The organism is Olsenella profusa DSM 13989 (assembly GCF_030811115.1).
GTDB lineage: Bacteria > Actinomycetota > Coriobacteriia > Coriobacteriales > Atopobiaceae > Olsenella_F > Olsenella_F profusa.
Map to the genome: position 1 here is coordinate 1233935 of NZ_JAUSQK010000001.1, position 19436 is coordinate 1253370.

Below are 19436 nucleotides of genomic sequence, written 5' to 3' on the forward strand. Positions count from 1 at the left end.
TGCTCCTTCGTATATCCGCTCCCCCTGATGCCAGCGCCCGTGCGTGGCGAGGAGTCGGGTTACCGGACGTCCGCAGGACGGGACGAGTCCAGCGAACGGCTACAGTGTAGAGGATGCGAGCGCCATCCACCAGGCGAGGGGGACGAACATGGCAGGGGCACAGAACGTGACCACAGGTGTCGTGCTGGCGGTTGACGTGGGCAACACCACGACGTCGCTGGGGCTGTTCGAGGGCGGCGGACATGCCTCCGACGAGCCCACGTGCACCTGGGAGCTCTCGACTCCCCAGCGCCTGACGGTGGACGAGGTGGCGCTTCGCATGAGGCAGGTCATGGGGGAACCACCCACCGGAGAGGTCATGGGCGCGATTCTCTCCTGCGTGGTGCCAGCACTGTCCGATGTGTGGGAGCGTGCCCTGGGGCTTCTCGGGCGATGTCGCCCGTATGTGGTGGGTCCAGGTCTCAGGACCGGGCTTCCGATGCGCTATCGCGATCCCTCGGAGATCGGCCCCGATCGCATTGCCGACGCCGTGGCGGCGCGTGAGCGCCATGGGACGCCCGTGATCGCCGTCGACCTGGGGACCACGCTCAACCTGGAGGTGGTGGGACGGGACGGCTCCTTCCTGGGTGGCCTCATCGCGCCGGGGCTGGCGGCGGGGGCACAGTCGCTCAGCCAGCGCGCGGCGCGGCTGCCCATGATCGAGCTGGCGGTGCCCGAGGCGGCCATCGGCCGCTCCACGCGCGAGGCCATGCTCTCGGGCGTGGTGCTTGGAGAGGTCGCGCGCATCGATGGCCTGCTCGACCGCGTGTTTGCCGAGCTGGGGGAGGATGCGCCCATCGTGCTGACGGGGGAGGGGGCCACGCGCGTGGCCAAGCTCGTCTCGCATGACGTGATCGTGGACGCAACGCTCGCCCTCCGGGGGCTGCACCAGCTCTATCTGCTCAACGCGCGGAGGTAGGGGCGGCTAACGAGCATCGTCATCCACTTCGCCCTGCCGCGATGCCTGTATGCGGCGCATGGGGTAGGTCCCGGTCCAGATGATGGCGAAGAGCGGCGCGGCCAGGGCGAGGGCGCTCTTGTCTACGGTTGCCGCCCTAGCTTGGCTCACATCTCGTGCGTCTCGAACAGCGGGTCGTCACTCCAGAGCACCACCTCACTTGCCGCGAGGCTGGCGGGCACGTCGATGATGCGCTGGTTGGAGGAGCCCTTGAAGCGCAGCGCGATGTCATGCAGCTCCTGCACGAAGGGGCCATCCACCAGCACGTCGAGCGTCCGCAGGATGCGCCGCATGTCCTCGCTGGCATGGCTTCCGGAACCCGTGAGCTCCTCCCAGGTACGGCCGGAGTAGAGCCAGATGCCCTTCTGGGGATGGGCCGCGCGCACGCGCTCGAGGAAGGGGGCCAGCGCCTGGGCGTTCTCGGGCTCGGTCGGCTCGCCGCCCAGCACGGTGAGGCCGTCCACGTAGGCCGGAGCGAGCGACTCGACGACGCGATCCTCCACCTCGGTCGTGAAGGGCTCCCCCGCGAGGAACGACCAGGCGCCGTTGTTGAAGCACCCCTTGCAGTGCAGGCGACAGCCCGAGACGAAGAGCGACGTGCGCACGCCCGCGCCGTTCGCGATGTCGCAGTACTTGATGCTGGCGTAGTTCACGACTGTCTCCCATACATGGAACGCCCGCATATGTGGGCGTTCCATAGTTGTTCCCGTCAGGGAATGCCAGGGGGTACGGAGGAGGTTGGCCCACGTCTCCCGAAGGTATAAGGGACGGCCCCCGCCCGCACGAGTTCTCGCCACGCGAGCTGTCTGAGTGCGGAAGGGGGCCGTCCGGGCAGGCCTACAGGTGCAGCACGCGATCCTTGATCTCCTCGGTGCGTCCCTGGTTCCAGTACTGGGTCCCGATGTAGCCGCAGGTCCTGCGGGCGACGTTCATCTTGGACTGGTCGCGGTTGTGGCAGTGCGGGCACTCCCACACGAGCTTGCCATCATCCTCGGCGATCTGGATCTCGCCGTCGTAGCCGCACACCTGGCAGTAGTCGCTCTTGGTGTTGAGCTCGGCATACATGATGTTGTCGTAGATGTACTGCATGACGCGGATGACGGCCTCGAGGTTGTCCTGCATGTTGGGCACCTCGACGTAGGAGATGGCCCCGCCGGGGGAGAGGCGCTGGAACTCGGACTCGAACTTGAGCTTGGTGAAGGCGTCGATGTCCTCGCGAACGTTCACGTGGTAGCTGTTGGTGATGTAGCCGTGGTCCGTGATGCCCTTGACCACACCGAAGCGCTTCTGCAGGCAGCGCGCGAACTTGTAGGTGGTGGACTCCAGCGGCGTGCCATAGAGGGAGTAGTCGATGTTCTCGGCCGCCTTCCACTCGGCGCACCTGTCGTTCATGTGCTGCATGACGGAGAGGGCGAAGGGCGTCGCCTCCTTATCGGTGTGGCTGTGGCCCGTCATGTACTTGACGCACTCGTACAGGCCGGCATAGCCCAGGCTGATGGTGGAGTAGCCACCATAGAGGAGCCTGTCGATGATCTCGCCCTTCTTCAGGCGAGCCAGCGCACCGTACTGCCACAGGATGGGCGCGGCGTCGGATGTGGTGCCCACCAGGCGGTCATGACGGCAGCGCAGGGCCCTGTGGCAGAGCTCGAGGCGCTCGTCGAACACACGCCAGAACTCGTCCCTGTCGCCCTCGGAGGAGAGGGCCACGTCAGGCAGGTTGATGGTGACGACACCCTGGTTGAAGCGTCCGTAGTACTTGGGCTTGCCCGGCTCCCAGTTGCCGGCGTTGGCCACGTTGTCATAGCCGTTGCCGGAGCGGTCGGGCGTGAGGAAGGAGCGGCAGCCCATGCAGGTGTACACGTCGCCCTCGCCTTCGGTCTCTCCACGGGAGAGCTTGTACTCGCGCATCTTCTTCTCGGAGATGTAGTCGGGGACCATGCGCTTTGCGGTGCACTTTGCCGCGAGCTTGGTGAGGTAGAAGTACCGGTCGCCCTCGTGGGTGTTGTCCTCCTCGAGCACGTAGATGAGCTTGGGAAACGCGGGTGTGATCCAGACTCCCGCCTCGTTCTTGACGCCCTGGTAGCGCTGGCGGAGCATCTCCTCGATGCAGAGGGCGAGGTCGGCCTTCTCCTGCTCGCTCCTGGCCTCGTTGAGGTACATGAACACGGTGATGAAGGGAGCTTGGCCGTTGGTGGTCATGAGGGTGACCACCTGGTACTGGATGGTCTGGACGCCGCGGGCCACCTCGTCGCGCAGGCGCCTCTCGACGATCCGGTCGATCTTTTCGACGGCGGGTGTGGCGCCAATGGCCTCGAGCTCGGCGTACACCTGGCGGCGGATCTTCTTGCGGCTCACGTCCACGAAGGGGGCGAGGTGCGCCAGGCTGATGGACTGGCCGCCGTACTGGCAGGAGGCCACCTGTGCGATGATCTGCGTGGCGATGTTACAGGCGGTGGAGAAGCTGTGCGGCTTCTCGATCATGGTGCCGGAGATGACGGTGCCGTTCTGCAGCATGTCCTCGAGGTTCACGAGGTCGCAGTTGTGCATGTGCTGGGCATAGTAGTCCGCATCGTGGAAGTGGATGATGCCGGCGTCGTGGGCCTCCACCACGTCCTGCGGCAGCAGCTGGCGGCAGGCGAGGTCCTTGGAGACCTCACCGGCCATGTAGTCGCGCTGCACGGAGACCACGGTGGGGTTCTTGTTGGAGTTCTCCTGCTTGACCTCCTCGTTGTTGGACTCGATCAGCGAGAGGATCTTGTCATCCGTGGTGTTCTTCCGGCGCTTCTGGTTCTGCAGGTAGCGATAGATGATGTACTTGCGGGCCACCACGAAGCGGTCGAGGGCCATGAGCTGATCCTCGACGAGGTCCTGGACCTCCTCCACGGTGACGGTGTGGCCGGCGGAGGCGCACTCGTCCTCCACGTTGAGCGAGGCGAACCTGATCTCGCGATTGGTGAGACGATCACCCTCGGGCACCTCGGCGTTGGCGGCCTTGATGGCGTTGACGATCTTCTCGGTGTCAAACGTGACCTCTGAACCATTGCGCTTGATGATCTTCATTGGTGCCCCCATGGTGGTAGGTTTTGTTGTCGTGGGTGATGCTTTCCTGAAGACATACTTGACGGTGGTATCCACTATGACACAATTTCTAGTGTTTTGCACGAGAATCTTCCACTAGATAATGTGTTTTCTCTTCGACAATTGCCACCTCCCCCTGCCCTACGTCGCTGTTTGCAAACGGCGTGTGGCAAGAGCACAGGAAACGAGAATTTCCGGCGAGCGGTCGTCGAATGGCTACATTATGATGAGTCTATCGATATCGGGGACGCCATGCGTGTGCGGGCGTGACGTTCCCTCACAGACAAAGGAGCACCATGTCCATCTGGAACACCCCGCGCCCCATCCGGGCGATCTTCTTTGACGTTGACGGAACCCTTCTCTCCTTCAAGGACCACCGCGTTCCGGAGACGACGCTCATGGCCCTTGCAGAGCTCAAGCGCAAGGGCGTGATGTGCTTCCTGGCAACGGGGCGTCCCCCCTATCAGCTGGAGGAGATATCCATCGACAACTTCGAGGCCTTCATCCTGTTCAACGGCCAGCTCTGCCTTACGCGCGACGAGGTCTTCTTTGACGAGTTCATGGACAAGGGAGACATCGCGGTCGTGGTGGACCAGGTTGACCAGGGTCTCTACGAATGTCTCTTCATGGAGAAGGGGCGCTGCTATGTGAGCGGCCACAACGATGACGTGTGCGCCATCGAGGAGGCCACCGGCCAGCACTTCCAGGAGGGCGACATCCACCAGGCGCTGCATAATGACATCTACCAGCTCAACGTCTTCCTGCATCCGGGTGAGACGGGCGTGGTGACCGATGCCACGGAGCATCTCAAGCTCACGCGCTGGTCGCCGCACTTTGTGGACGCCTTTCCACGCCATGGGGGCAAGCATGCGGCGGTGCGTCGCATGCTGAGGCGCTACGGGCTTGACGCCGACGAGGCGGCCGCCTTTGGTGACGGCGGCAACGACCTCGCGATGTTTGGCGTGGTGGGTACCTCCGTGGCCATGGGCAACGGCAACCCCGAGGTCAAGGAGCAGGCTGACTTCGTAACGAGCGACGTCGACCACGATGGCATCTACAGCGCCTGTGTGAAGCTGGGCCTGCTGTAGGCTGAGATGGGTGGATGATGACGGAGGGAGCACCCATGGCCATGGCATATGACGAGTTCTTGGAGCTGGCACGTGCCTCGCGCAGCTATCGCCGCTTTGACCCAGGTCGCCCCATCCCATGGGACGACCTGCTGGCGCTTGTGGCGGCCGCCCGTCTCGCCCCATCGGGCAACAACATGCAGCAGCTGCGCTTTCGCCTGGTGACGGATGCCGATGCCGTGGCCTACTGCTGCGCGCACCATGGGTGGGCGGCACGCTACCGGGAGTGGGCGGGCCCGAAGGAGGGCGAGCGTCCCTGCGCCTACATCGCCGTGTGCGTGCCCAGGCAGATGGTCACCACCCCCATACGCCTCGTGGACGTGGGCATCGCCGCCCAGACCCTCATGCTGGCGGCGACGGCGCGCGGCATGGGTGGCTGCATGATCAGGAGCTTCGATGCGACGATTGACGAGCGCCTGGGTCTTGACTGCCAGGGACTGGCCTGTGCGTTGCTGCTGGCGTTGGGCTACCCTGCCGAGACGGTGGAGTTGGATGATGCCCAGGGCGGCGACGTCGCCTATTGGCGCGACGGTGCCGACGTGCACCATGTGCCCAAGCTCTCCGTGAAGGAGCTCCTAGCCTAGGGGTTCGCCAGGCCCCTAGGCAGCGTCCGATGTATGGGCGGTGGGATCGGGCACGGTCTGCCTGAGTGCTCCGGTGAGGTCCAGGTCGACATCCACCTTGGTGCCGATGCCGTCTATCATGCCGCTGCGTGAGTACTGCCATATGCCGAAGGCGATCTGCGAGGTGGGCGCGCTCTCGTACTCCGCATACCAGAACCCATAGGGGGCAAGCCGCGCGAGGTCCATGCGTCCGAGATCGTACTGGTTGCCATAGACGACGGCGTTGTAGCCCCTCTCGCGGATGCGCTCGCAGAACGCCACGGTGACGGCCGTGCGTTGATCGTTCGTGAGATCGCTCACGCGCGAGTCGTTGGTCGACTCCGGTTCCAGGTCGAAGGCGACGGGATAGGTGAGCTGGCGGCCGCCGATGTGGTCGATGACGTAGTCGGCCTCCTCGATGGCCTCGTCCTCGGTGGTTGCCTGGGAGAAGAAGTACACGCCCAGGCTCATGCCCGCGTCGAGCACGCCGTCCATGTTCTGCTCGGCGCGTGAGTCTGCCACGATGTCAGGCGTGGTCGAGCCGCGGTAGCCCACACGCACGTAGGCAAAGTCGACCCCCATGTCATGGACGGTCGGCCAGTCTATGGCCCCCTGGAACTCCGAGACGTCCACGCCCACGCGGGAGGCGACGGTGCCATTCACGCGGTACTCGTGGAAGTAGCCGGGATGCGAGAGCCTGCTCCAGTCATAGGGGTTTGCGAGCACGTCGTCGGGGGAGACGGCCATGGAGATGGGCGCTGGGGCGGGCGTGAGCTCCTCCTCGATGAACGTCGTGACGGGGTCGGTCGTGGCCTTGAACACGGTGAGGCGCAGCGCGAGCGCGGCTATGAGCGTCAGGGCCAGTATGATGAGCGGCCGCTTGCGCAGGCGCGGGCCCCTGCGGTGCGCACGGGCGCGCGCCTGGCGCCGCTGGCCTGTCTGAGGGGGCGCCATTGGGACGCGACGGGCGCCGCGCCTGCCGCTGCGCTTCGTGCCCGTTCGCGCGGTGGGGTGAGCCGCGCGCCGGGCGCGTGCGCCGCCGCCTCTTGCCGTCCTACGGGAGCCCATCTTGGAGCTGCTGCGCCTTGCCGCCACGCTACCTGCCCGTGCGTTCGGTAACGATACGATCCATCATGCCGGCTGCGCCATGGACACATGCTTGGAGCATCTGGCAGCTGACCCGCACCAGGCGGCGGTCGCCGTCGGGCATGTCCCGCAGGCGGGACGTTGGGCCATGTCCGTGGCTGTCATGCAGGGGGGCGTCTGCCACCTAGACCATCTCCTCGGGCTTGAACGCCTCGTCAAATTGCTCCCCCGTAAGATACCCTAGGGAGGTGCAGGCCGTGCGGAGGCTCGTGCCCTCGCAGTGGGCCTTCTGTGCCACCTCGGCCGTGCGCTCGTAGCCGATATGGGGGCTGAGGGCCGTCACGTTCATGAGCGAGCGATGCAGGTTGTCGTGCATGCGCTCGCGATTGGCCTGGATGCCCTGGACGCAGTTGACGTCGAAGCTGCGGATGGCGTCCGCCAGGAGGCGGCAGCTCTGCAGGAAGTCGTAGGCGATGACGGGCATGAACACGTTGAGCTCGAAGTTGCCTTGGCTGGCGGCGAAGCCGATGGCGGCATCGTTGCCCATCACCTGCACGGCCACCATGGTGAGGGCCTCGCACTGGGTGGGGTTCACCTTGCCGGGCATGATGGAGCTGCCCGGCTCGTTGGCGGGGATGGTGATCTCGCCCAAGCCGTTGCGCGGGCCACAGGCCAGCCAGCGCACGTCATTGGCGACCTTCATCAGGTTGGCGGCAAGCGCCTTCACCGCGCCATGGGCGAAGACGAGGGCATCCTTGCTGGTGAGGGCATGGAACTTGTTGGGGTCGGTGCGGAAGGGCAGATCCGTGAGGTCGGCGATCCTGCGTGCCACGAGCTTGTCGAAGCCTGCGGGGGCGTTGAGCCCCGTGCCCACGGCCGTGCCGCCAAGCGCCAGGCGGTAGAGGAAGGGCAGGACGTGGACCATCTGATCGAGGGGCGTGGCCACCAGGCCGCGCCAGCCATGGATCTCCTGGCTGAAGGCGATGGGCACGGCGTCCTGCAGGTGCGTGCGCCCGCTCTTGACGACGCCCTCGTTCTCCACCTCGAGGCGCTTGAGAGTGTCCATGAGGTGTTGCGCGGGTGGGACGAGCTCGTGGGCGAGGGAGAGAGCCGCTGCCATGTTGAGGGCCGTGGGGAAGGTGTCGTTGGAGCTCTGGCTGCAGTTGACGTGGTCGTTGGGATGCACGGGGCGGGGCAGCTCGATGCCCCGCTTGCGGGCGAGGCTGTTCGCCAGGTGGGCGAGGACCTCGTTCATGTTCATGTTGGACTGCGTGCCCGACCCCGTCTGCCATACCCTGAGGGGGAAGGCGTCGGGGCACTGTCCGACAAGCACCAGGTCCGCTGCCTGCTCGATGAGGGCGCCATAGGGTTCCTCGAGTGCGCCCAGCTCGACGTTTGCCTGGGCGGCGGCCTTCTTGACGAGGGCGAGGGCATGGATGATGCCGCGGGGCATGGCCTCGGTGCCGATGTGGAAGTTCTCGAGCGAGCGCTGGGTCTGCGCACCCCAGAGGGCATCGGTGGGGACCCTCACCTCGCCCAGGGAGTCATGCTCGATGCGCCAGGCCTCATCTGCCCGTTGTTGATCCATGCGCCCTCCTCAGTTGTCTGCGCGGCAACATTCTAGTGGAGTGACGAACGCGACGCAGACGGCGGGTTGAGCGGTTCCCTGAGCTATCTCGGGCCGCCCTGTCACGCCATGGCCGCCTCGTGCGAGCCGTCCCACCCCCGTGGGTGCCCTTTGCTGGCTGTGGGTGCCTCTCTTCCGGATGAGGCTCACAAAACGGCAGGTCGCAAGCCATCAACGCAGGAGAGGCGCACCCACATGCAGCGATTGGCACCAACATACGAGGGGCACCGCACCCACGGGCTATGTTCTGTCTGCCGTGGCCCTGACGCATCCAGCCTGCCCCGCTATGCGAACGCCCTGCGTCAGTCCTCGTCCGTCCCATGCGCGAGCATGTTGTGCGTGACCTTTTTCAGGATCCTGCGCAGGTCGTCCGCCTCCTCGTGCGTGAGGCCAAAGCACTGTCCCATGGCACGGGGCACGGAGCGTGCCTGCTCGCGCAGCTCCATGCCCCGGTCGGTGGCACGCACATACACCTTGCGTGCGTCCTGGCAGGAGCGCTCGCGCGAGATAATGCCTCGCCCCTCCAGCTTGCGCAGGAGGGGGGTGAGGGTTCCGGAATCCAAGAGGAGGCGCTTCCCGAGGTCATGCATCGTGATGGCCCCCTGCTCCCAGACGACCATGAGTGCGATGTACTGCGTGTAGGTGAGCCCGAGCGGCTCGAGCAGGGGAGCATAGCGGCGCACGACCTCCTTGGAGCATGCGTAGAGCGGAAAGCAGAGCTGCCTGTCCAGCAGGAGTAGGTCGTCGTCCGTGGTCGATCGTGCGGCCTTGTGTGCCATGGGTGGGTACCTCCCCCCAGCTGGTGCCTGTGGCCTAGAGGGCCGCCTCGATGGCGCTGCGCACGTCCGCCATGTCCGTCGTGGGCTCGAAGCGCGCGATGAGCCGGCCGTCGCGACCGATGAGGAACTTGGTGAAGTTCCACATGATGTAGGCCTTGTCACCGAACCTCTTGTTGTTGGCAGCGGCAAACTTCTTGAGGCCCGCGGCCTTGAGGCCCTTGCCGAAGCCCTCGAAGGGCCTCTCGGTGGCAAGTGCCGCAAACAGGGGGTCGGCGGTCTCGCCATTGACGTCGATCTTCTTGAACTGTGGGAACTCGGTGCCGAACTTCATGGTGCAGAACTGGTGGATCTCGTCGTCGGACTCGGGCGCCTGGCCGGCAAACTGGTTGCAGGGGAAGTCGAGGATCTCGAAGCCGCGGTCCCTGAAGTCGGCGTAGATCCTCTCGAGGTCCTCGTACTGTGGGGTGAAGCCGCAGCCCGTGGCGGTGTTGACGATGAGCAGCACCTTGCCCTGGTATTTGGTGAGGCTGGTGGTGGAGCCGTCGCGCTCGGTCACGGTGTAGTCAAAGTAGCTCATGGGAGTCCCTTCCGTAAGGTCATGCGAACGATGCCAGTATGCCCCGCCTCCGTGCGCGAGGCAGTAAGAAAATTGCGCGCAATTAATTGTACACAATTGAGAAAGCTATCGACCCCGTATGGGACGACCGTGGCCCTCCCTCGTATGGGCGCCCTTCACCACTCCCATGGGTGTCAATCGATCCATGTGGGCGTCCCTCTCCCAGATGGGCCACCGGCGATCTGCCGCCGTATGGGCCGCCCGCGGGAGAAGGGCGCCCATACGCCGCAATTGGCGGCACACACATGCGGCGCGGCCGCACCCACACGGATGGGGCCCATGGCAGTGAAATAGCATCTTGCCGAGATAATCCCGCGCCATCCGTGGTATGATTAGCAAAGTTGTGTTCGCATCGAAAGGGGAGTCATGAACGAAACGTGGAAGACCAATGTGGGCATGTCCATCCTGGGCGCGGTCGTGGGCATAGTCGTCAATCAGCTGCTCACCAACATGGGAATGGCCGGTAGCGTCATCAACGCCATCCTGATGGTGCTCTTCATCGTGTATGCCCTGGTCTGGTATCCATCCTACTTCACAGACGGTCCCAAGCTCACGAACGCAGGGACCATCTCGTTCCTCAACCTGTTTGCGGGTGGCATCATCTTCGGCTGCCTGTGGAACTACAACCTGACGAGGCACACCAAGGGCGTCTCCAACGTCGTCTTCGTCGTGTTCGCCGTCATCTCCATCCTGGCGTTCTTCTTCGTGCTGCCATACGTCACCCTCACGTTAGGCTAGGTCAAGGGCCCACAGACTGAGGTGCCTGGGCGGCCGGCTTCGTGCCGGCCGCCCTCTTCTCTGGCTGCCGTCACCATCCCCATGCCCGCGCGCGTACGTCTGCAGGCGCCTGCATGCGTCTTGCCCAATTCTGTCCCGTGGGGCAGGGCGTGCGCCCTACCATGCCAGTGAGCATCTGCACGCCGCCTTGGGGGAGGCGCATCACGGAGGGGAGCATCCCATGCCCAAGAGTCTCCATGCGAAGCTGTTCGAACCCATCACGGTGCGTAAGACCACGTTCAAGAACCGTATCGCCTTCGCCCCGCTCGGCATGGTGATGATGAGCGACAGCCGTGGCGGCTTCTCGCAGCGTGCCCAGGACTACTACGTCGAGCGTGCCAAGGGCGGCACCGGTCTGGTCATGAGCGGCGTCACCCTGGGAAGCTACGACGAGATGTGCGCGTTTGCCACACCGTGCGCAGCCTACGACCCCGTCTGGTTCGCCAAGACCACCTGGAGCATGAACGAGCGCATCCATGCCTTCAACTCCACGATGTTCCTGCAGGTCTCCGGGGGCTTTGGCCGTGCGATGATGCCGCCGATGGGCACCACGTTCTGGGCGCCGTCCACGATCGAGAACCGCTGGGATCCCTCCATCGAGCATCGCGCGATGACCACGGCAGAGATAGACCGCTGGATCAAGGGCATGATAGCCGCTGCCGCAAGCGCCCGACACGCGCAGTTCGACGGCGTGGAGATCCATGCCGTGCACGAGGGCTACCTGCTCGACCAGTTTGCCACGGCGCTCTACAACCACCGCACGGACGAGTGGGGAGGCTGCCTCGAGAACGGCCTCAAGCCGGCCATCAAGGTGGTGCAGGGCATCAAGGAGATCTGTGGGGATGACTTTCCGGTGAGCCTGCGCTTCTCGCTCAAGGGCTTCGTGAAGGCCATCCGCCAGGGAGCGCTGCCAGGCGAGGAGTTCGAGGAGGCCGCGCGTGACTACGACGAGGGCCTGCGCGCCGCGCATCTGTTGAAGGATGCCGGCTACGACCTGTTCAACGTGGACGCTGGCACCTATGACTCCTGGTACTGGAACCACCCGCCCATGTACTTCAACCAGAAGGGCATCTATCGCACGTTTGGTCATCGGATGAAGGAGGACGGCATCAAGACCCCCATCATCCTGGCAGGGCGCATGGATGATCCCGACATGAGCGTGGGGTCCCTCGGTCCCGACTGTGACATGATCGCCCTCGGGCGCCCGTTGTTGGCTGACGCCGCCTGGCCCAACAAGGTCAAACGCGGCCAGATCGAGGAGATTCGCCCGTGTCTGAGCTGCCATGCCGGTTGCATGGCACGCCTGGAACAGGGTCAGCAGATCTCCTGTGCCGTCAACCCCGCCTGTGGGCGCGAGCGCACGTTCCGCCTCGTCCCCACGACCGAGCCGAAGAAGGTCCTCGTCGTCGGCGGTGGCGTGGGTGGCATGGAGGCTGCGCGCGTGGCGGCCCTCCGTGGTCATGCCGTGACGCTCTGGGAGAGGACCGACCGTCTCGGTGGTGAGCTGCGCCTCTCGGGCGCGCCGGACTTCAAGCAGGATGACCTCAAGTTGTTGGCCTGGTACGAGCGCCAGCTCAGGAGGCTCCCCATCACGGTGGAGCTGAACCACGAGGCCACGGCGGCCGAGGTGGACGCGAGTGACTTCGACGTGGTCGTCGTGGGCACGGGAGCCAAGCCCATCAGCGTCGACCTTGGTGGGCCGGCTGGCAAGACCGTCCTTGCGGACGAGATCATCGCCGGTACGGTGGAGCCTGGGGAGCGTGTCGCCGTCATCGGCGGCGGCCTGGTGGGCTGCGAGACGGCACTCTCGCTCGCACAGCACGGCCATAAGGTGACGGTCGTCGAGATGCTGCCCAAGATCCTGCGGGGCGGGGAGGGCATGTGCTTCGCCAACTACGACATGCTCAAGGACCTGCTGGCCCTCAACAAGGTGGAGGTGCTGGAGTCCACGTCGGCCGACCATGTGGAAGAGGCGGGGCTGGTCGTGAGGAAGAAGGATGGCTCGCTTGCGACCGTCGAGGCGGATACCGTGATGGAGTCGTTGGGCTACCGCGCCGACAGCGCGCTCTATGACGAGCTGCAAGACAGCGACAAGCTGGTGTACAACATTGGTGACTCCAACGGGGTGGGACTCATCATGGATGCCATCTGGGACGCCTATCAGCTCTGCATGGAGATCTAGACGACAGGGACGGGCGGCCCGGCCCCCTGTGGTCCGAGCCATGCCCACCACAGGGAAGGAAGGGTGGTTTGTCATGATCATCGCCATGGCCAACGATCACGCGGGGTACGACCTCAAAGTGCAGATAAGGGAATGGCTCGAGTCCCAGGGCCACGAGGTGCGCGACTTTGGCACGCACGACAGTGGCTCGTGCGACCTCTCCGACTTCATCGTGCCGGCAGCGCAGGTGGTGGCAATGGGTGTGTGCGACCGAGGGATCTTCGTCGATGGCGTGGGCTATGGCTCCGCGATGATCGCCAACAAGTTCCGTGGCATCTTTGCCTGCGTCTGCCAGGATCCGGTCTGTGCGGAACTGGCGCGCCAGCACAACGACGCCAACGTGCTGTGCCTAGGAGGCAAGCTCATCGGGCCGGTGCTGGCCATGGCCACCGTCGAGGCTTGGATGTCCGCCGAGCCGCTCACGGCCGAGAAGTATCAGCGTCGCCGTGACAAGGTGGCCGCCATCGACAGGGAGCGCACCGTCGCGCTGTCGTGACGCCGGGCTGTCAGGCGGGGTGGGTGCTGCCTGCCGCATGTGGGTGCCGATCCCTACCCCTGTGGGTGCTGTCTGTCGCATGTGGGTGCCAATTCCTGCATGTGGGTGCTTTTCTCCTGTTCTGGCTTCTCGCGACCTGCGGCTCTGTCAGCCCCTCTCGGGAGAAAGACACCCACACGAAGCAATCGGCACCCACACGACCGGATGCCGCTGGCGCTGCCGGGCATCCACGGATGCCCGGCCCTCCGGCTCTCCAGGGCCACGCCGCCGTAGCCGCTCATGGACCGCTTGGGGTTTCTCGGTACAATGTCCCCTATGAGCATCGACGCCACATACCATCCCGCGCATGGCCTCACCGCCCCCGAGGTGCGCGCACGCCAGCAAGCTGGCCAGGTCAACGGCAACGCGGACGTCAAGACCAAGTCGGTCGGCCGCATTCTCAAAGAGCATGTCTGCACGCTGTTCAATGCCGTCAACCTGTTCCTTGCCCTGCTCGTTGTCTCTACCGGCCAGTGGCGCAACATGCTCTTCATGCTTGTCGTCCTCTGCAACCTGGCCATCGGGACCCTTCAGGAGGTGCGTGCCAAGCGCATGGTGGATCGGCTGACCATCCTCACGCGGCAGCGCGTGCGCTGTCGGCGCGATGGCCGCACCATCGAGCTTCCGCCGTCCGACCTGGTGCTCGACGACGTCATCCTGCTCGCCCATGGGGACCAGGTCCCGGCGGACGCGCGCGTGCTCTCGGGAGAGGCGCACGTGGACGAGTCGCTCCTGACGGGCGAGTCGAAGCCCCTGCCCAAGGTTGCGGGGGACGAGCTGCTCAGCGGCAGCTTTCTCGAGTCGGGCAGCGTCGTCGCGCGCATCGTGCGCATCGGTCGGGAGGGCTATGCCGCCCGCATCAGCGCCGAGGCCAAGCGTGACAAGCGGGTACGCTCGCAGATGCTCGACGCCATCCACCACATCATTCGCCTGGGGACATTTGCGCTCTTTCCCTTGGGCATCGGCCTCTTTCTGCGCATGTGGCTCTCGGGGCGCTTTGCGCTCGATGACGCCATCCTCTCGACCGTCGCCGCCGTCGTCGGCATGATCCCACAGGGCCTCGTGCTGCTGGTCTCCAGCGTCCTGGCCATCGCCACCACCCGCCTGGCCCTTCGCAGCGTGCTCGTGCAGCAGTCCTATTGCGTGGAGACACTCGCGCGCGTGGACACGCTGTGCCTGGACAAGACCGGCACCATCACGACGGGCGACATGGAGGTCGCGCGCGTCGTGGCGGCGCCCGGACACGACGAGGGGGAGGTGATGCGCGCGCTGGCGGCCGTCGCGCGCGCGACGGCCGAGGATGCCAATGCGACGGGCAAGGCCCTTCTCGCCTATGCCGCCGAACGGGACGTCCCCGAGGGCGCAGCACCGCTGCGCGCGGTGCCGTTCAGCTCGCGTCGCAAGTTCTCCGGCTGTGTGACGCCAACGGGGGAGGCACTGTCCCTGGGTGCGGCGGGGTTCCTGCTCGCCGGCGGCCAGCGCGCCCAGGCGGACGAGCTGCTTGCCGTCGTGTCGCCTGACCCCTGCGAGCGCGTCCTGGTGGTCTGTCGGCACGCGGGCTTCACGGCAGACGGCATGCCCACTGGCGTGGTGGAGCTTCTGGGCATGGTGACCCTGCGCGACCAGCTGCGCCCCACGGCGCCGGCAACCATACGCTACTTTCGCGTGCAGGGCGTCGACCTGCGGGTCATCTCTGGCGACGACCCGCAAACCGCGGCGGCCATCGCCCAGCGCGCCGGCATTCCCCATGCGGAGGACACCATCGATGTCCAGACGCTCTCCACGGAGCGGCAGCTGCGGCAGGCGGCGCGGCGCTGCCACGTGTTCGGTCGCGTCACGCCGGAGCAGAAGCGCCTGCTCGTGCAGGCGCTTCAGGCTGATGGCCATGTGGTTGCCATGACGGGCGACGGCGTCAACGACATCCTTGCCCTCCGCGAGGCGGACTGCTCCATCTCGGTCGCCTCGGGTTCGGCCGCGGCGCGCAACGTATCCGAGATCGTCCTGGCGGATGACGACTTCTCCCATCTGCCCGAGGTGGTGGCGGAGGGAAGGCGCTCCATCAACAATCTGCAGCGCTCCGCCTCGCTCTTCTTGGTGAAGACGGCCTACACGGCCGTGCTGGCCCTCATGTGCATCCTCTGGCCGCCGTACCCCTTCCTGCCCATCCAGATGTCGCTGCTGTCCCTTGCCATCATCGGTGTCCCGTCGTTCGTCCTGGCGCTTGAGCCCAACCACGACCTCGTGCGGGGGGAGTTCCTCCGGCATGTGCTGGCGCGGTCGCTTCCGGCGTCCGTGTCCATCCTGGTGGCGCTGGGCGCAGCGCTCGTGCTGCGGGGCGCATGGGGGCTCTCGTCCGCGGAGATGTCCACCCTCTGTCTGGTGTTGACGGCCGCCGTGGGAACGTGTCTCATCTGGCGCATCTCGCAGCCGCTCACGCCCGTGCGTACGACTCTCCTGGTGGTGGTGGCAGCCATCGTCACGCTGGGCTGCACCGTGTTCGCCCCCGTCTTCCGCGTGGCGCTGCTCGAACCTCATACGGGCTTGTTCGCGCTGCTTGTTGGTCTGGCGACCTGCACGCTGTTCCTGAGGCTGTACGACCTCTCGCTCAGGCGCCTTGATGGTGAGGATGAGGGGACGGAACTGCGGTAGCGTCGTCGGACGAAGGTGCGCGACATGGCGTATACTTACGAACAGGTGTACGCATGTGGTACGGAGGGGCGTGTGACACGGGCCGATGACATACTCCAGCAGATCCTTGCGGATCTTGCGCCGCACGAGCGCGAGCGCGTACGGCAGGGCGGGCTGTATGCCGATGAGCCTCTCCTGCGCACGGGGCGCGACCTGCTGAACGACCGACGCTGGGGGAAGGACGCCCAGCGGGTGCGATCGCCCCATCCAGCTCGGCCCTCGGCTCGCGCACATTCCCCGACGCAGGGTCGCCCCCGGCCGCTGCCGCCGTCTCCACATGAGCCTGAGGTGGAGCGCACCGCCCCGATCGAGGCCATGCGTGCCCTGGCACGGCAGCGGCGGACGGAAGGCCATGGCCCGGCTGGTGGCAAGCTCTTTGTGGAGCAGGCGCACCTTATGGCAGACTACACGGACGACCTGCCGTTTTTGGGCAACTTCTCCAGCTACTACCCCACGTACGAGGACATGCCCGACCGTGTGCTGCGGGGCTACTTCACCTGGCGTACGCACTTTCGCAGGGGCGAGGTGCTCGGCTGTCCGCCCGCCTTCGTGTTCGTGCATGCCTATGAGGTGCTTGCCGACGTGGGCGTCGAACCCGGACAGGGTGGGCTGCGCGAGCTGATCGGCCTCCATGAGGGTTATGGTGCCGATGGGCGAGGCCGTGCCCTCGATCGCTACCTGCCCCTGTGGATACGCGACTATGCGCTCGTCCACGATCTCGACCTCTCGCAACCGGCACTCGCGCCCTATGTGCAGGGTAGGGGGGATGCCGTGGTGCGGGCCGTCAGGGAGCTGCGGACGGCCCAGGATGCGCTGCTGGCGCACGCTGCCGGGGATGGGGGGCGCACATCCGGGACACGGCGGCACCTGCGCTGGGATGCGGATGTCCCGGGCCTGCCGGGACGCGATGTCCTCGTGCGGGCGCTGAACGGGGCGTCCACCTACCACATCCTCGCGTCCAAGGTGATGCGGACGCATGCGGACGATGTCGGGGGCATCCTGCCGCAGGTGTTCGCGCGCCTGGTGGAGCACTGCGAGCGCCGCCGCAAGGCGAGCTTCCTGGACGGGCTCTTTGGCGCGGCATGCACCTATCATCACATGATGTACTCCACGGCCGTGTGCGCAGGGGAGCCGCCTCACGAGGATGTGACCATCGCGCTGCCCAGTGGGGAGGTCGTGTCGTGCCGTGCGGGCGCGTGGTGGCTGACCGAGCCGTGCGAGGTGCGCTCGGCCAGCAGCGAGCTCGGCCTCGTCCTGCATACGGTCGACCGCATCCTGCGCGAGCGGGTGGGGGACGTGCCCCCGCTCAAGGAACGCCACGCACCCAAGTACCTCACGGCGCTCGTGGGGGAGGAGGTCTCCGCCTGGCTGGGGCAGAGGGCTGCGGCGCGTGCCGCAGAGGTGCACATCGACCGCTCCCAGCTGGGACACATCCGCGTGGCGGCGGGTCGTACGCGCGAGGCGCTGCTGGTGGACGAGGAATGCGAGTGGGAGCCGGTGCGGCAGGCTGCAAAGGGGATGCCAGCGGCAGCGGTTGCATCCTCCACACGACCCACGCCTGATCCCGTGGGCGCACCGTCGGGCGCCTCGTCGCTCACCTCCGCGCAACGCGCCATCCTTCAGGCACTGCTTGCAGGGGATGTCGCCGCAGCGAGGGCCGCCGCAGCGGAGGGCGGCTCCCTGCTGTCGCTTGCGGTGGATACCATAAACGAGCTGCTCTTCGACCTGGTGGGCGATACCGTCATCGCGTTCGATGGGGACGAGCCGTACCTGGTGGAGGACTATGCCGAGGACGTGAGGGAGGCCCTTTCGTGACCATGCAGGACGAGACGGCGCAGGTGCGGCGTCCGCGCGTGCCCAAGCGCATCGCGACGGTCATCATCAACTCGCTCAAGGGTGGCGTGGTGCCGCGCATCGGGCTGCCCTACATCACCGTGGGGCGTGAGGCGGAGATCGCCGCCCTCCTGCGCGACCTCGACATCGTGTCCGATGGCGGTGCCTCCTTCCGCTTCGTGGTGGGCCGCTATGGCAGCGGCAAGAGCTTCCTGTTGCAGACCATTCGCACCCATGCCATGGGCAAGGGCTTTGTGGTGGCGGATGCGGACCTCTCGCCCGAGCGGCGTCTTTCGGGTTCGAAGGGACAGGGGCTGGCGACGTACCGCGAGCTCATCGGCAACCTCTCCACCAAGACGCGGCCCGAGGGCGGGGCGCTCACGCTCATCCTCGATCGCTGGATCTCAGGCGTGCAGAGCCAGGTGGTGGCCTTGGGTGTGGCGCCGGACGATTCCGCCTTCGCTGACGAGGTGGAGCGGCGCATCTTTGCCGTCATCAGCGACCTGCAGGAGCTGGTGCATGGGTTCGACTTCGCCAGGATCCTCTCGGCGTACTTTCGCGCGCACCTCGCGGGGGATGATGACGTCAAGGCCAGCGTGGTCAAGTGGTTCCGCGGCGAGTACCGCACCAAGGCGGAGGCCCGCTTTGAGCTGGGCGTGAACGTGATCATCTCGGATGACGACTGGTATGACTACATCAAGCTGTTCGCGCGCTTCCTGCGCGGGGCCGGCTACGAGGGGCTCGTGGTGCTCGTGGACGAGCTCGTGAACCTCTACAAGATCCCCAACGCCATCAGCCGTCAGTACAACTACGAGAAGATCCTGACCATGTACAACGACACCCTGCAGGGCAAGGCATCGTACCTGGGCATCATCATGAGTGGCACGCCCCAGTGCGTGGAGGACCGCCGGCGCGGCCTGTACTCCTACGAGGCGCTGCGCAGCCGCCTCACGCAGGGGCGTCTTGGGCGCGAGGGGCACGTGGACCTGCTGGCGCCGGTCATACGCCTCACGCCGCTCACCCCAGAGGAGCTGCTCGTGCTCGTGGAGAAGCTCGCGGACATCCATGCGGGGCTCTTTGGCTACGGGCGGCGCCTCACGGAGGACGACCTGGCACGCTTCCTGGAGATAGAGCTCGCGCGCGTCGGGGCGGACACCCACGTGACCCCGCGCGAGGTGATCCGCGACTTCATCGAGATGTTGGACATCATGGTGCAGGATCCGCACGCGACGGTGGAGGGGCTTTTGGGGTCCGATGACTTCCGGCATGCGGCAGCCGATGCCGGGGCCGATGGCGGTGACGATGCCGCCTTTGCCGAGTTCACGATCGAGTGACCCGGTGCCTTCCTCGAGCCGTTCGTCGGGTTGCTCGTCGAGTCGTTCGCACTTCTCGCCCGTCCCTGTGGGAGTCGTATGCAATTGCATGCGGGTGCCGTACCGTATCGGGGCAGGTACACCGATTGCTGTGTTT

At 65.7% G+C, this 19436-nt stretch carries 16 protein-coding genes; 9 read left to right on the top strand and 7 right to left on the bottom strand.

Going from position 1 to position 19436, the window contains the following annotated elements; all coding sequences use genetic code 11:
* Nucleotides 1-148 precede the first annotated feature (148 nt).
* Nucleotides 149-958, top strand: a complete 810-nt coding sequence (locus J2S71_RS05720; RefSeq protein WP_307389538.1) for a type III pantothenate kinase — start codon at nt 149-151, stop codon at nt 956-958.
* Between the two features lie 146 nt (nt 959-1104).
* Here J2S71_RS05720 and nrdG read toward each other — a convergent pair whose 3' ends face one another.
* Both nrdG and nrdD read right to left on the bottom strand, forming a co-directional pair.
* Nucleotides 1105-1650 carry an anaerobic ribonucleoside-triphosphate reductase activating protein gene (gene nrdG, locus J2S71_RS05725; protein ID WP_307389541.1) on the bottom strand — a complete coding sequence of 182 codons (546 nt, stop codon included), beginning with the start codon at nt 1648-1650 and terminating at the stop codon, nt 1105-1107.
* A 184-nt stretch (nt 1651-1834) separates the two neighbouring features.
* Complete coding sequence (nrdD, locus tag J2S71_RS05730; RefSeq protein WP_307389544.1) at nt 1835-4057, bottom strand: anaerobic ribonucleoside-triphosphate reductase; 2223 nt, start codon at nt 4055-4057, stop codon at nt 1835-1837.
* Nucleotides 4058-4371: 314 nt separating this feature from the next.
* Here nrdD and J2S71_RS05735 point away from each other — a divergent pair, with 314 nt between their 5' ends.
* Both J2S71_RS05735 and J2S71_RS05740 read left to right on the top strand, forming a co-directional pair.
* On the top strand, nt 4372-5163 hold the full coding sequence (locus J2S71_RS05735; protein WP_021726527.1) for a Cof-type HAD-IIB family hydrolase: 792 nt from the start codon (nt 4372-4374) through the stop codon (nt 5161-5163).
* A gap of 35 nt (nt 5164-5198) precedes the next feature.
* Nucleotides 5199-5786 carry a nitroreductase family protein gene (locus J2S71_RS05740; RefSeq protein WP_307389547.1) on the top strand — a complete coding sequence of 196 codons (588 nt, stop codon included), beginning with the start codon at nt 5199-5201 and terminating at the stop codon, nt 5784-5786.
* A 15-nt stretch (nt 5787-5801) separates the two neighbouring features.
* Here J2S71_RS05740 and J2S71_RS05745 read toward each other — a convergent pair whose 3' ends face one another.
* The 5 genes from J2S71_RS05745 to J2S71_RS05765 form a co-directional block, all read right to left on the bottom strand.
* Nucleotides 5802-6899, bottom strand: coding sequence for a glycoside hydrolase family 25 protein (locus J2S71_RS05745; RefSeq protein ID WP_307389550.1), 1098 nt, complete (start codon nt 6897-6899; stop codon nt 5802-5804).
* 1 nt (nt 6900) lies between these two features.
* A complete protein-coding gene (locus tag J2S71_RS05750; protein ID WP_156901039.1) occupies nt 6901-7074 on the bottom strand; it encodes a hypothetical protein in 174 nt (57 codons plus the stop codon).
* Nucleotides 7075-8478, bottom strand: coding sequence for a class II fumarate hydratase (gene fumC, locus J2S71_RS05755; protein ID WP_307389554.1), 1404 nt, complete (start codon nt 8476-8478; stop codon nt 7075-7077). It lies immediately after the preceding gene.
* Between the two features lie 341 nt (nt 8479-8819).
* Nucleotides 8820-9296 (bottom strand): MarR family winged helix-turn-helix transcriptional regulator, encoded by a 477-nt coding sequence (locus tag J2S71_RS05760; protein ID WP_021726547.1) that lies wholly within the window; start codon nt 9294-9296, stop codon nt 8820-8822.
* 34 nt (nt 9297-9330) lie between these two features.
* The gene (locus J2S71_RS05765) at nt 9331-9873 is read right to left on the bottom strand and encodes a glutathione peroxidase (protein ID WP_021726551.1); all 543 of its coding nucleotides are present in this window, start codon (nt 9871-9873) and stop codon (nt 9331-9333) included.
* Between the two features lie 405 nt (nt 9874-10278).
* On the opposite strand from J2S71_RS05765, the gene J2S71_RS05770 reads away from it, so the two are divergent.
* From J2S71_RS05770 to J2S71_RS05795, 6 genes are all read left to right on the top strand, one after another.
* Nucleotides 10279-10650: a hypothetical protein gene (locus J2S71_RS05770; protein WP_307389558.1), complete on the top strand. Its 372-nt coding sequence runs from the start codon at nt 10279-10281 to the stop codon at nt 10648-10650.
* Between the two features lie 220 nt (nt 10651-10870).
* Nucleotides 10871-12871, top strand: coding sequence for an FAD-dependent oxidoreductase (locus tag J2S71_RS05775; protein WP_307389560.1), 2001 nt, complete (start codon nt 10871-10873; stop codon nt 12869-12871).
* A gap of 73 nt (nt 12872-12944) precedes the next feature.
* The gene (locus tag J2S71_RS05780) at nt 12945-13406 is read left to right on the top strand and encodes an RpiB/LacA/LacB family sugar-phosphate isomerase (protein ID WP_021726548.1); all 462 of its coding nucleotides are present in this window, start codon (nt 12945-12947) and stop codon (nt 13404-13406) included.
* Nucleotides 13407-13712: 306 nt separating this feature from the next.
* Nucleotides 13713-16094 (top strand): HAD-IC family P-type ATPase, encoded by a 2382-nt coding sequence (locus J2S71_RS05785; RefSeq protein ID WP_307389563.1) that lies wholly within the window; start codon nt 13713-13715, stop codon nt 16092-16094.
* Between the two features lie 24 nt (nt 16095-16118).
* Nucleotides 16119-17948: a TerB N-terminal domain-containing protein gene (locus tag J2S71_RS05790; protein ID WP_307389565.1), complete on the top strand. Its 1830-nt coding sequence runs from the start codon at nt 16119-16121 to the stop codon at nt 17946-17948.
* Between the two features lie 2 nt (nt 17949-17950).
* On the top strand, nt 17951-19300 hold the full coding sequence (locus J2S71_RS05795; RefSeq protein WP_307392439.1) for an ATP-binding protein: 1350 nt from the start codon (nt 17951-17953) through the stop codon (nt 19298-19300).
* The last annotated feature ends 136 nt before the right edge of the window (nt 19301-19436 follow it).

Coding starts and splice junctions, on each gene's coding strand:
- J2S71_RS05720 (WP_307389538.1), top strand. CDS start 149: ATGGCAGGGGCACAGAACGTGACCACAGGTGTCGTGCTGGCGGTTGAC.
- nrdD (WP_307389544.1), bottom strand. CDS start 4,057: ATGAAGATCATCAAGCGCAATGGTTCAGAGGTCACGTTTGACACCGAG.
- J2S71_RS05735 (WP_021726527.1), top strand. CDS start 4,372: ATGTCCATCTGGAACACCCCGCGCCCCATCCGGGCGATCTTCTTTGAC.
- J2S71_RS05740 (WP_307389547.1), top strand. CDS start 5,199: ATGGCCATGGCATATGACGAGTTCTTGGAGCTGGCACGTGCCTCGCGC.
- fumC (WP_307389554.1), bottom strand. CDS start 8,478: ATGGATCAACAACGGGCAGATGAGGCCTGGCGCATCGAGCATGACTCC.
- J2S71_RS05760 (WP_021726547.1), bottom strand. CDS start 9,296: ATGGCACACAAGGCCGCACGATCGACCACGGACGACGACCTACTCCTG.
- J2S71_RS05765 (WP_021726551.1), bottom strand. CDS start 9,873: ATGAGCTACTTTGACTACACCGTGACCGAGCGCGACGGCTCCACCACC.
- J2S71_RS05770 (WP_307389558.1), top strand. CDS start 10,279: ATGAACGAAACGTGGAAGACCAATGTGGGCATGTCCATCCTGGGCGCG.
- J2S71_RS05775 (WP_307389560.1), top strand. CDS start 10,871: ATGCCCAAGAGTCTCCATGCGAAGCTGTTCGAACCCATCACGGTGCGT.
- J2S71_RS05780 (WP_021726548.1), top strand. CDS start 12,945: ATGATCATCGCCATGGCCAACGATCACGCGGGGTACGACCTCAAAGTG.
- J2S71_RS05785 (WP_307389563.1), top strand. CDS start 13,713: ATGTCCCCTATGAGCATCGACGCCACATACCATCCCGCGCATGGCCTC.
- J2S71_RS05790 (WP_307389565.1), top strand. CDS start 16,119: ATGGCGTATACTTACGAACAGGTGTACGCATGTGGTACGGAGGGGCGT.
- J2S71_RS05795 (WP_307392439.1), top strand. CDS start 17,951: ATGCAGGACGAGACGGCGCAGGTGCGGCGTCCGCGCGTGCCCAAGCGC.